Below are 11230 nucleotides of genomic sequence, written 5' to 3' on the forward strand. Positions count from 1 at the left end.
CCTCCCCGGTCGGGGACTCGACCGCCGTCCATCCGCGGATTCTCGGGGTTTCACCATACCCTATTGTGACTAAGATCACGTAGACCGGTATAGTTGGCTTGAGGCTCCCCGGGGGCCACCCGGTCGAGGCCGGCCCCGATTTTGCGACGCCGCCAACTGTCTGTATAGTTATTCGAGGTCAGCGGCGGTGTCGCAGACCAAGCGCCCATAGCTCAGCTGGATAGAGCGTCTGTCTACGGAACAGAAGGTCAGGGGTTCGAATCCCTTTGGGCGCACCATACGAAAAAACCCCGTTTCGACGGGGTTTTTTTGTGCCCGCCCCCTCATGCGACGAGAACCACGACGCCTCTAATTGAACTGACCGGTCAGTTCGATTAGCATGGTGAAGTGCTCATCGCCGACGAACTATCCATCAAGGGCCGCCACGCGCCGCTCCTGGACCCCACCAGCCTCAAGGTCGCCTCCGGCGAACTGCTGCTGGTCCACGCCGAACCACAGACCACCCGCACCGCCCTGGCCCTGGCCCTCAGCGCCCGCATGCGCCCCGACGCCGGCACGGTGGCCTGGGAAGGCGACCCCGCCCTGGACACGGTCCGTGGCATCAGCATGCTCGTCGACTCCCCCGAGATCAACGAACCCGAGGCCCACCTGAAGGTCAGGGATCTGGTCTCCGAGGACCTGGCCCTGCACCCCGGACCCTTTTGGCGCCGCAGCAGCATCGATTCATGGCTCGAACGCCACCGCATCACCCACCTGGCCGGTGAATTCGTCGACGCCATCGATCCCCTGGACCGCCAGAGGATCCTCACGCATCTGGCCCTGGAGGGGCACGACACCTCCTTGCTGATCTTCGACACCCCCGATCGCCATGGCATCAACGACGGTGAATGGGTCGCCCATCTGGAACAGACCGCAGCCGGCCGCCGCCAACCGGCGATCGTCGCCGTCGTCCGCACCGTCCCCGATGAATGGACCGGACCGGTGGCCGAAGCCGGCGCCAACAACCTCCCCCACCCCACGGAGTCCCCCGAATGACCACCCTTCGCCTGGCCCTGTCCGAGCTCAAGCGCATGACCAGCGGCGTCCTGCCGTGGATGGCGATCATCGCCATGACCCTGGTCCCCCTGCTCTATGGCGCCCTGTACCTGTACGCGAACTGGGATCCGTACTCCAACCTGGACAACGTCAAGGTGGCACTGGTCAACGAGGACCAGGGCTCCCAGCAGGACGGCAAGGACCTGCACGTCGGGGACGAGGTCGTGGAGTCCCTGCTGGAGGACGCGACCTTCGGATGGAACGTCGTGGACTCCGAGGAAGCCGCCGAAGAAGGGGTGCGGACCGGCGAATACGCCTTCGCCATGACCATCCCCGCCGACTTCTCCAAGAACCTCGCCTCCCCCGAGGACTTCGACGCCGCGAAACAGGCGATCCTGGAGGTCACCACCAACGACGCCAACAACTACATGGTCGGCACCTTCGCCGATAAGCTCGCCGGGGAGGTCCACAACACGGTCGCCCAGGAGGTCGGCACCGAAACCGCGGACACCCTGCTGACCGGCTTCGGGCGCATCCACTCCCAGATGGCCAAGGCGGCCGACGGGGCGGATGAACTCCACGATGGCACCGTCAAGCTCGACGAGGGCGTGGGAACCCTCGCCGACGGGGCCAAGCAGTTGGATTCCGGCGCGAATAAGCTCGACGACGGGGCCCGTCAGCTCAAGAGCGGGACCTCCTCCCTGATCGACGGGCAGCAGAAGCTGGTCGCCGGGACCGGGAAGCTGGCCAACGGGGCGGGCCAGCTCCAGGGAGGCGCCGACGAGCTTGCCTCGGGGCTGGGCACCATGAAGTCCAAGACCGCCCAATTGCCACAGAAGACCCGCCAACTCGCCGATGGTGCCGCCTCGGCCAATAGTGCCGGCAAGGAACTGGCGGCCGGCGCGGAACAGGTCGCCGACGGCAATGAACAGCTCAGCGCCAAGGTCGACAACGCTGCGGATACCATCACCGCCCTGGAGAAGGACGCCCAGTCCCGCCTGGACGGCACCGTGGACCAGCTGATCAAGGACGACGTCATCACGAAGGAAGACGCCGCGGAGGCCCGCAAATCCGTGAAGAAACTGGGCGCCGATACCGGAGTGACCGCGGAGGCGGAGAAGACCAGGAAGGATCTGGCCAACGCCAAGGCAAATATCGACAAACTGGGCACCGGCTCCCGCCAGGTCGCCGACGGCGCCAAGAAACTCAGTGGCGGACTGGGCTCCCTGGCCTCGGGCACCGATACCCTCGCGGACTCCTCACAGGCCCTGGCCAACGGGGTCTCCGACGCCGCGGACGGCGCCCAGCAGCTCTCCGCCGCTTCCGGGAAGCTCGCCAGCGGGGCCAACACCCTGCTGGACGGGCAGCGGGACGCCCTGGCCGGGGCCCAGAAGCTCGACGGCGGTGCGGCCTCGCTCGTGGAGGGGACCGGGACCCTGACCGGTGGCACCGCGGATCTGCGCGAGGGCGTCAACGATCTGGGATCCGGTGCCGACCAACTGGTCGACGGTTCCGGGACCCTGGCCGGGAAGCTGAGCGACGGGACGAAGGAGGTCCCCAACCCCACCGACGAGCAAAAGACGCAGGTCTCCAACGTCATCGGCGACCCGGTCTCGGTGGATCGGGCGGACCAGGCCAGCGCAGGAACCTACGGCGAGGGCCTGGCCCCCTTCTTCATGACGCTCGCCGTCTGGATCGGCGCCTTCATCCTGGTCCAGATCATGCGCCCGGTCACCCAACGCGCCCTGGCCTCCAATGCGGCGTCCTGGAAGATCGCGATCGGCGGGTGGCTCCCCTTCGTGTTCTTGTCGATGCTGCAGGCGACGGTGCTCTACGGGGTGGTGCTCTTCGGACTCGGCCTGCAAACGGCCCACCCCTGGCTGACCTGGGGGTTGTTCCTGATGGCGAGCATCGCCTTCACCGCCATCGTCCAGGGCATCTGTGCCCTGCTGGGCACCCCCGGCAAGCTCGTGGTGCTCGTGCTGCTGGTCCTCCAACTGGTCTCCGCGGGAGGCACCTTCCCCTGGGAGACCACCCCCGAGCCACTGCATGTGGCCCATAACCTGCTGCCCATGGGACATGTGATCACCGGGCTGCGCCACCTGATGTACGGGGCCTCGCTCGAGGGACTCGCCCCGCTGGTGCTGGCCCTGCTGGGCTACGCGGCCATCGGACTGCTCATGAGCTTCCTCGCGGTCCACCGGGGCAAGACGTGGACGCTGAAGACCTTGCATCCGGAGCTCTCGGCATGAGCGCCGCCTTCAGCGAGCCCCTGCAGGAGGCCGCGGACTTCGCCGAAACCACTCGCCGGCGGGTGCGGGCCACCGATTCCAAGCACCGGCTCTTCGAAGCCTCGATGAACCTGATCGGCGACCGGGGACACCACCGGGTGACGGTCGACGAGATCGCCGCCGCCGCCGGGGTCTCCAAGGGAACGGTCTACTATAATTTCGGGTCGAAGGCCCAATTGATCGGCCAGCTGATGCGCTTCGGCGCCGATGTGCTCTTCGAACGGCTGGAGAAGGGCACGGCCGACCCGGACCCGGCCTCGGGCTTCCGGGACATGGTGGCCGCCTCCCTGGAATTCATGGACGAATACCCCTCCTTCGCCCAACTGTGGATCAGCGAGCAGTGGCAGTCCCCCAGCGATTGGGGCGAGACGCTGGCCACCTTGCGCGGGGAGATCATCGGGGTCATCCGGGAGGCACTGGACCGCCTGTACTCCACGGGGAACCACCCGGGACTGGGGGCCACCGACCGGGAGGCGATGGCCACCGCCGTCTTCGGGGCGGTCCTGATCATCGGACGCGACCGCCATGTATTCCACCCCGAACGGAGCATCGCCACCTGCGTGCAGGCCGTCAGCGCCTTCACCGGCGTGGCCTGAGCAGCGGGCCTCACTCCCGGGGAACGACGAACCCACTCACCCGGGCATCACGGCCATCGAGCTCGGCCCAGGGTGTGACCGTCTCCAGCAGGGTCAGCCCCAGCGTCGGGTACCGCGTGGCCAGCTCCATGACCGGTTCCTCCTCGGAATCCACCGAGGCCAGGGCCATGGCCACCTCCTGGACCGTGGGCAGATGCCCGATCACCAGCAAGGTGCCCACCGTCTCCGGCGTTTCGTTGATCACCGATACCAGCTGCGTGGCGGAGGCGCCGTAGACCCGTGAATCCAGATACGGCGTCGGGCCCTTCTCCCCCAGCTCACTGGACACCCAGGCGCAGGTCGACCGGGCACGGAGTGCATCCGAGCACAGGATGGAATCCGGAACCCAGCCGTTCTTCACCATCCAGGCCCCGGCGAACGGGGCTTGGCGGTTGCCCCGGGTGGCCAGGGGCCGATCATGGTCCTCGATGCCGAAGGGGAAATCGGATTTGGCGTGGCGCAGGAGCATCAGGCGTTTCAGGTGGTGCTGGCTCATGCCTCCAGCTTAGGGGCCACGCAGGAACGACGACGGCGGCGCCCCTCTAGCAGGCGCCGCCGTCGTGGATGGAGCAGGAATCAGATGCTGTATTCCGGTGCGGCCCAGACGATGACCTCGGGGTGCTCGTAGAAGCGGTAGCCCTGGCCACGGACGGTACGTACCGTATTGGCCAGACGTCCCAGCTTGGAGCGCAGGCGACGGATGTGCACGTCGATGGTGCGTTCATTCGGCACCTCCTCGGCATTGCGCCAGAGGCTGCTCAGCAGCTCGTCGCGGCCGACGGTGCGCGCCCCGTTCTCCACCAGATAGTTGAGCAGCTCGAATTCCTTGAACGTGAGGTTCAGCGTTTCCCCGTCCAGGTGGACCTCGCGGCGCGAGAGGTCGATCAACACTCCCGAGGGACGCGAGGCGGCCGGCTGGTGGCGGATGACCTCACCGCGCGGCCGGCGGGCGACCGTGGGGTCCCCCAGCGCCTGGCGCACGACGTCGATGCTCTCCCCGGGGGCGTTTGCCGGAGCCAGCGCGACGGCGGCATGGGTCTGGGCGTTGGGCGAGAGGGTCTGCAGGAAGGCACGGACCTGGGTGGCCAGCTTGCCCAGCGACGTGCCCTGTTCCTGGGCCGTCGCCTCGTCGAGACCGACATAGAGGACGAATCCACGGGCCTCGGTGTCCCGGTCCACCGACTGCGGTCCGGGGGTTCCGTTGCCGGCAACGACCGGGGTCGGGGCGGTCATCGGCGGGTGGTCCTGCGGGGAGGGGACGGCGTGCAGCTGGCGATATCCCTGGGGCGCCCCGTATTCACCGTGGCCGGCGCCCTGGCGCTGGGCAGCAGCGGCGCGGTTCTGGGCGTTGCGGATGGAGATGTGGACGTATCCGGACGTAACGGACATTGGTGGAACCTCTAACTGTGCGAAAAGTCGGTGAACTGTCTGGTTCGGCTGGCCGACGCCATGGTCGTGGCGTGCGGTTCATCCGTGCTTCGGATCTTCTGGAGGTGGGAAGAAACTAGGCCGACATTCGACAACAGCTGCGCGCACGTCCGACACCATGGCCCCAACGGGGGCCGGGGGCCGCAAGTGCTGCTGGATCGATGTTCACGAGACCTAGTGTTGCCGTAATAATTCGAACCCGCAAGTAATATTCATCGCACTTGTCCACATACTGAGACAAATTCATGAATTTGTGAGGTGATTCACATTATGCACTTCTCTGAAGTGAGCGCTTTGGATCATGCGGTCTGGGCATGCACCCGTCATTCGACTGTTCGATCTGATCAATGGGCCACTCGATTGATGATCCTAAAACATGCAACGCATACTTATGCGTGACAGGGCCGAACCCGGGTCACACGCTTGACTATCCGCCCACCGGCGGAAGCTGCCGGCGTGCGGACAGCCGCCGCTTCCGCCGGTACTGTAGGAACCAGCGCTTCACAGCTCGGTCACAGCGGAATCCCAGCTTGGCCCTATAGGTGCAGAGGAGTATCGACATATGACGAACTCGCAGTTCTCCCCCAACCAGCTTCCGCGGCTGGAACACCCCGATGGCACCCCCATCAGGGCCCTGGTCGTCGATGACGAGCCGTCGCTGGCCGAACTGGTCAGCATGGGGGCACGCATGCTGGGGTGGGAGGTCAAGGTGGCCGGGGACGGCCCCTCGGCCGTCCAGGAGGCCCGTTCGTTCTCCCCCGACATCCTGGTCCTGGATTGGATGCTTCCGGGTTTCGAGGGCCCCGAGGTCCTCCGGAAGATCCGGGCCTTCCAACCCGAGGTCCCGGCCCTGTTCCTGACGGCCAAGGATGCGGTGGAGAACCGGATCGAGGGGTTGTCCCTGGGTGGGGACGACTACGTCACCAAACCCTTCAGCCTCGAGGAGGTGCTCCTGCGTCTGCACCGGCTGGTCGAACGCTCCGGTGCGGCGAAGGCCGATGCCGCCGAGCTCGTCGTCGGGGACCTGAGCATGAACATGGACATGCGTGAAGTCAGCCGAAGCGGCCAGGTCGTGAACCTGACCGCCACCGAATTCGACCTGCTGCGCTACCTGATGGAGAACGCCCGCCGGGTCATGTCCAAGAACCAGATCCTGGACAGCGTCTGGCAATACGACTTCGGTGGCCAGGCCAACATCGTCGAACTGTACATCTCCTACCTGCGCAAGAAGATCGATGCCGGGCGGGAGCCCATGATCCACACCGTGCGTGGCGCCGGATATGTCCTGAAGCCCGCACCGTGACCCACCCCGCCGACCAGGCGCGCCCGACTCCCCCGGCACGACCGGACCATCCGGTTCCCACCCCGCCGACGACCCACGGATGGACCCTGCGCTCGCGCATCTCCGCCTCCTTGATCGGCCTGCTGGCACTGATCTGCCTGGTCATCGGTGTCTTCACCCATACGGTGATGAGTAACAGCCTCTACAGCCAGCTGGACGAACAACTCCACCAGGCCTCCAACCGGGCGGCGAGCTTCGATGGCAGCCAGGGAAGCCAGGGCGGCAAGGGCAGCCAGGGCAGCGAGATGCCCGACCCGCTGAACACCCCCGGCCAAGGTTCGGGGACGCTCAACGCCCGGATCGTCGGGACCACCATCCTCATTGGCGGTGTCCTGGACCAGCGCACGGGCGAGGGCCAGCAGTTGAACAAGGACGACGCCCAGCAGTTGGCCGCGGTCACCCCCGATGCGGCCCCGGTGACCGAGGACCTCTCCGTGGGCAAATACCGGCTCATGGCCGTCACCGCCGCCCCCTCCACGGCCGATGCCGATGGCAAGAGCGCCATCCTCATCACCGGCCTGCCCGTGGAGAGCACCCGGGACACGCTCTTCGCCCTGGACATGACGATCCTGCTGGTCGCCTCCTCCGGGCTCGTGGCCATCGGGCTGATCGGCTCGGTGATCGTGCGCCGGTCACTGCTGCAGTTCGAACGCGTATCGAAAGTTGCCGGTGCGGTCGCCGCACTTCCCCTGGACGCCGGAGAAGTCCGGCTCGCCCAACGTGTCGCCACTCCCGATGCCGACCCCGGCACCGAGGCGGGGAACATGGGCCACGCGCTGAATGCCCTGCTGGACAACGTGGAGTCGGCGCTCGAGGTACGACGCCGATCCGAAGCCAGGATGCGCCGCTTCGTCGCCGACGCCTCCCATGAGCTGCGCACCCCGCTGGCGTCCATCCGCGGATACTCGGAACTCGTCGCCGCCACCGAACACCTCAGCGACGACGGACGCACCTCACTGAACCGCGTGGTCGCGCAAAGCCACCGGATGGGCTCGCTGGTGGAGAACCTGCTCCTGCTGGCCCGGCTCGACGAAGGGCAGAAACCAACCCTGGCCGAGGTGGACCTGACCCGGTTGGCGGCGGAAACCTCCAGGGACTTCCAGGTGGCGGCGCCGAGCCACCAGTGGCGGCTCTCCCTGCCGGACGCACCGGTGCTCGTGCGCGGTGATGCTGGGCAGCTGGCCCGGGTGCTGAACAACCTGCTTTCGAACGCCCGCAAGCACACCGTCGAGGGCACCACCATCGAAACCGGGGTCTTCCGTTCCGCCGACGGACACCACGCGGTCCTCACCGTCACCGATGACGGACAGGGCATCGATCAGGAGTTCCTGCCCCATGTCTTCTCCCGGTTCACCCGGGGCGACGGGGCCCGCTCCGGCGCCGAGGGAACCGTGGGGCTGGGCCTGTCGATCGTGCGCGGCATCGTCGAATCCCATGGCGGCACCATCTCGGTGGCCAGCGTACCGGGGGCCACGGTCTTCGAGGTCAGTCTGCCCCTGATCGTGGAGGTGCCTCCGCGGCCGGAACAGCCACCGACCGTCGGGCCCTGAGCCGGGTCCGTTCGCGACGGAGCCGCTAGTGGGCCAACCCGTAGAGCCGGTCGCCGGCGTCGCCGAGGCCCGGGACGATGTAGGCGTTCTCATCCAGCTTCTCGTCCAAGGCCCCCAACACCAGGTGGACCCTCGGGTCATCCCCATAGATCTCTTCGAGCCGGTCCAGCCCCTCGGGGGCGGCGATCAGGCAGATGCAGGTGACATCAGAGGCACCGCGCTCGAACAGGAACTTGATGGATTCCACCAGGGTGCCCCCGGTGGCGAGCATCGGGTCCAGCACGAAGACCTGCCGGCCCGTGAGGTCATCGGGAAGTCGTTCCGCATAGGTGACGATGTCCAGCGTCGTGTCGTTGCGGGCCATGCCCAGGAATCCGACCTCCGCGGTGGGAACCAGCCGGGTCATGCCTTCGAGCATGCCCAGGCCCGCCCGCAGGATCGGGACCACCAGGGGGGTGGGTTTGGCGAAGGCGGTGCCGGTGGTCGTGGCGACCGGGGTCTGGACTTCGATCTGCGTCGTCCTGACCTCACGGGTCGCCTCGTAGGCCAGCAGGGTCACTAGTTCATCGGTGAGCTGCCGGAAGACCGGGGACGGGGTGTTCTTGTCACGGAGCACCGAGACCTTATGGGCCACCAACGGGTGGTCGACTACCTGTACGCGCATGGAATAAAACTACCAGCACGAACCGCCTGCTCGGCTAGGGTTGGAGGGTGATCCGGGATGACGCGCACCACGCACGGTGGATGGGGCTGGCGCTGGATCAGGCCCGGGCGGCGCTTGCGACCGCCGACGTGCCCATCGGTGCCGTCGTCATCGGCCCCGACGGATCCATCGTGGCCACCGGCCGCAACGAACGCGAGGCCAGCGGGGATCCCACCGCCCATGCCGAGGTCCTGGCGATCCGTGCCGCGGCCGCGGCCCTGAAGGATTCGGGGCACGACGACGGCTGGCGGCTGGCGCACTGCACGTTGGTCGTGACGTTGGAGCCCTGTGCCATGTGTGCCGGGGCGATCGTGCTGGCCCGGATACCGCGGGTCGTCTTCGGCGCCTGGGATGAGAAGGCCGGGGCCTCGGGTTCCGTGTTCGAGGTGCTGCGCGAACCACGGTTGAACCACTGGGTCGAGGTCTTCCCCGGGGTGATGGAGGATGAATGCGCGTCCCTCCTGACCGGCTTCTTCCGCTCCATGCGCTGAGCCGAGCTGCCGGTTTGGGACTGCCGCGAACCGTCCGCTAGAGTAGTCCAGTCTGGTGACGTGTCCGAGCGGCCGATGGTGCAACACTCGAAATGTTGTTTGGTGAGAGCCAACGTGGGTTCAAATCCCACCGTCACCGCCAGTGGGAAGGCGTTTGCATCGTTGGAAAACAACGATGCAAACGCCTTTTTCATGCCCACCCCATGGTCTGATTCCCGAAGTCCATCTAGGCTGAAAACGTCCGATCCGTGGGAGTCGACCGCTGGCGGGGCCAACCAGTCCGCCGTGCGCTTCGGTGGGGGAAGGTTGAGTCATATGTTCAAGGAACAGGCGCCGCCGTCGTTCCCGACCGCGACGGCGGTCACCGACGACCGACAACGAACGAGTTTGCGGCTACTGCGCCGTACTCCCCTGGTGGGCAGCTTCTCCGATGCGGACCTGCTGGCCCTTGAAATCCATACACAAATGCTGCAGCGGTGGCCCGGGGATCTGGTCCACGGCCATGGAGACGATGCGGACTACTTGTTCATCCTGGCCACCGGAGCCGTCAAGATCAGTCGGCCCTCACGCCGAGGTCAGGACGTCGTATTCGATATCTTCGGCCCACCGGCGGTCTTCGGAGCCGTCAGCGGGTCCAGGGGAACCGGATACCCCGACACCGCGACGGCACTGACCCACAGCCAGCTGCTGGCCATACCGGCCGCTGCATTCAGGGCCATGCTGGAGACCCGTGCGGATCTGGCCCTCGGGGTGTTGGACGAACTGGCCCACCGACACGAAAGAGCACAACAACGCATCCGCCGGCTCTCCAGTGAAGAAGCCGGGGTGCGGATCGCGGCCCGGCTCCTGGAACTTGCCGATACCTTCGGTGAGCCGCGGAAGGGATGCATCGATCTGCCCATCCCGCTGACCCGTGCCGACCTTGCTGCGCTGACCGGGGTGACCCCGGAAACGGCCAGCAGGGTCATGAGCCGGCTGCGGGCCGATCGCATCGTGGATTCCGGTCGTTGCTGGACCATGATCCTCGACCGGCGGCGATTGGCTGCCGCCGCCGGACACTGAAGCACCAGTTCTATTCGTGGGCCAGCGCCTCGGCCCCGACGGGGTCGGCATGCCGATCGGTGCGTGGCGTCGAAGCCGGGCCCCTGCCCGCCTTGCCACGCGCCTTGTCCTGCCAGGACTGATCGGTGGCCATGGGCCCCCGGTCGGTTTTCGCCACGGTGAGGACCAACACCGAATCCTCCAGGGCCTCCACGGCGTAGAAACCCTGGGGCACGACCAACAGGTCCACTGCGCTGCCTTCCCAGCTCTCACCGCGCGAGGACAGCGACACCTTCCCGCTCATGACCAGGACGGTGGCCTCGCCCGGGTTCACGTGTTCGTTCAGTTCCTGTCCGGCCTTCAGGGCAATGACGGTTTGGCGCAGGACGTGCTCGTGTCCGCCGTATACCGTGCTGGCGCTGCGCCCGCTACCGGCGCAGCTGGCCGTTTCCAGGTGGCGGCGTCCCAGCGCCGTCAGGGAAAACTTCTTCATCGTCAGCCTCCCGGCAACACCACAGGGCACTGCATCCGCGTTCCTGCGGCTCGAAGCCGCGGGCTGCCCTTTCCACCTGCGGCGCACTGTGGTTCCATCCTACGGCCAAACACAGCTGATGTGCCCCCGATCACGTTTTTATTGGATGGGCGTCCGGGGCTCCCCTAGATTGGACGACTAATGTCATGGTCTCTTGCGTCATCTCGGCGTACGTTGGGGAC

General features: G+C 66.5%; 11 protein-coding genes and 2 tRNA genes. 9 read left to right on the plus strand and 4 right to left on the minus strand.

Annotation, left to right across the window (positions count from 1 at the left end):
• Positions 1-201 precede the first annotated feature (201 nt).
• From ACT3S6_RS05875 to ACT3S6_RS05890, 4 genes are all read left to right on the plus strand, one after another.
• A tRNA-Arg gene (locus ACT3S6_RS05875) sits at positions 202-278 on the plus strand.
• Positions 279-387: 109 nt separating this feature from the next.
• The gene (locus tag ACT3S6_RS05880; protein WP_444554174.1) at positions 388-1035 is read left to right on the plus strand and encodes an ABC transporter ATP-binding protein; all 648 of its coding nucleotides are present in this window, start codon (positions 388-390) and stop codon (positions 1033-1035) included.
• A complete protein-coding gene (locus ACT3S6_RS05885) occupies positions 1032-3287 on the plus strand; it encodes a YhgE/Pip family protein (protein WP_444554175.1) in 2256 nt (751 codons plus the stop codon). The genes ACT3S6_RS05880 and ACT3S6_RS05885 overlap by 4 nt, the downstream gene beginning before the upstream one ends.
• On the plus strand, positions 3284-3922 hold the full coding sequence (locus ACT3S6_RS05890; protein WP_444554176.1) for a TetR/AcrR family transcriptional regulator: 639 nt from the start codon (positions 3284-3286) through the stop codon (positions 3920-3922). Before ACT3S6_RS05885 ends, ACT3S6_RS05890 begins: the two co-directional genes overlap by 4 nt.
• 10 nt (positions 3923-3932) lie before the next feature.
• Here the strand turns inward: ACT3S6_RS05890 and ACT3S6_RS05895 are convergent, their stop codons facing one another.
• Positions 3933-4457 (minus strand): SixA phosphatase family protein, encoded by a 525-nt coding sequence (locus ACT3S6_RS05895; protein ID WP_444554177.1) that lies wholly within the window; start codon positions 4455-4457, stop codon positions 3933-3935.
• An 80-nt stretch (positions 4458-4537) separates the two neighbouring features.
• Positions 4538-5350, minus strand: a complete 813-nt coding sequence (locus tag ACT3S6_RS05900) for a winged helix-turn-helix domain-containing protein (protein ID WP_444554178.1) — start codon at positions 5348-5350, stop codon at positions 4538-4540.
• 601 nt (positions 5351-5951) lie between these two features.
• On the opposite strand from ACT3S6_RS05900, the gene ACT3S6_RS05905 reads away from it, so the two are divergent.
• Together ACT3S6_RS05905 and ACT3S6_RS05910 are read left to right on the plus strand one after the other, a co-directional pair.
• Entirely contained in the window at positions 5952-6692 is a 741-nt protein-coding gene (locus ACT3S6_RS05905; protein ID WP_444554179.1) for a response regulator transcription factor, read from the plus strand.
• The gene (locus ACT3S6_RS05910; RefSeq protein WP_444554180.1) at positions 6689-8281 is read left to right on the plus strand and encodes a sensor histidine kinase; all 1593 of its coding nucleotides are present in this window, start codon (positions 6689-6691) and stop codon (positions 8279-8281) included. The genes ACT3S6_RS05905 and ACT3S6_RS05910 overlap by 4 nt, the downstream gene beginning before the upstream one ends.
• 25 nt (positions 8282-8306) lie before the next feature.
• Here ACT3S6_RS05910 and upp read toward each other — a convergent pair whose 3' ends face one another.
• Entirely contained in the window at positions 8307-8945 is a 639-nt protein-coding gene (gene upp / locus ACT3S6_RS05915; RefSeq protein WP_444554181.1) for a uracil phosphoribosyltransferase, read from the minus strand.
• 47 nt (positions 8946-8992) lie between these two features.
• Here upp and tadA point away from each other — a divergent pair, with 47 nt between their 5' ends.
• From tadA to ACT3S6_RS05930, 3 genes are all read left to right on the plus strand, one after another.
• On the plus strand, positions 8993-9475 hold the full coding sequence (gene tadA, locus ACT3S6_RS05920; RefSeq protein ID WP_444554182.1) for a tRNA adenosine(34) deaminase TadA: 483 nt from the start codon (positions 8993-8995) through the stop codon (positions 9473-9475).
• A gap of 54 nt (positions 9476-9529) precedes the next feature.
• Positions 9530-9617: transfer RNA gene (locus tag ACT3S6_RS05925), tRNA-Ser, on the plus strand.
• Between the two features lie 173 nt (positions 9618-9790).
• Positions 9791-10537, plus strand: coding sequence for a Crp/Fnr family transcriptional regulator (locus ACT3S6_RS05930; RefSeq protein ID WP_444554183.1), 747 nt, complete (start codon positions 9791-9793; stop codon positions 10535-10537).
• A 10-nt stretch (positions 10538-10547) separates the two neighbouring features.
• Here ACT3S6_RS05930 and ACT3S6_RS05935 read toward each other — a convergent pair whose 3' ends face one another.
• Positions 10548-11009: a LuxR family transcriptional regulator gene (locus ACT3S6_RS05935; protein WP_444554184.1), complete on the minus strand. Its 462-nt coding sequence runs from the start codon at positions 11007-11009 to the stop codon at positions 10548-10550.
• Between the last annotated feature and the right edge of the window lie 221 nt (positions 11010-11230).

The organism is Arthrobacter sp. AOP36-C1-22 (genome assembly GCF_052377515.1).
Classification (GTDB): domain Bacteria; phylum Actinomycetota; class Actinomycetes; order Actinomycetales; family Micrococcaceae; genus Arthrobacter_H.

Excerpts from the sequence above, each read along its gene's own strand:
- ACT3S6_RS05885 (WP_444554175.1), top strand. The coding sequence starts at position 1,032 with ATGACCACCCTTCGCCTGGCCCTGTCCGAGCTCAAGCGCATGACCAGC.
- ACT3S6_RS05890 (WP_444554176.1), top strand. The coding sequence starts at position 3,284 with ATGAGCGCCGCCTTCAGCGAGCCCCTGCAGGAGGCCGCGGACTTCGCC.
- ACT3S6_RS05895 (WP_444554177.1), bottom strand. The coding sequence starts at position 4,457 with ATGAGCCAGCACCACCTGAAACGCCTGATGCTCCTGCGCCACGCCAAA.
- ACT3S6_RS05900 (WP_444554178.1), bottom strand. The coding sequence starts at position 5,350 with ATGTCCGTTACGTCCGGATACGTCCACATCTCCATCCGCAACGCCCAG.
- ACT3S6_RS05905 (WP_444554179.1), top strand. The coding sequence starts at position 5,952 with ATGACGAACTCGCAGTTCTCCCCCAACCAGCTTCCGCGGCTGGAACAC.
- upp (WP_444554181.1), bottom strand. The coding sequence starts at position 8,945 with ATGCGCGTACAGGTAGTCGACCACCCGTTGGTGGCCCATAAGGTCTCG.
- ACT3S6_RS05930 (WP_444554183.1), top strand. The coding sequence starts at position 9,791 with ATGTTCAAGGAACAGGCGCCGCCGTCGTTCCCGACCGCGACGGCGGTC.
- ACT3S6_RS05935 (WP_444554184.1), bottom strand. The coding sequence starts at position 11,009 with ATGAAGAAGTTTTCCCTGACGGCGCTGGGACGCCGCCACCTGGAAACG.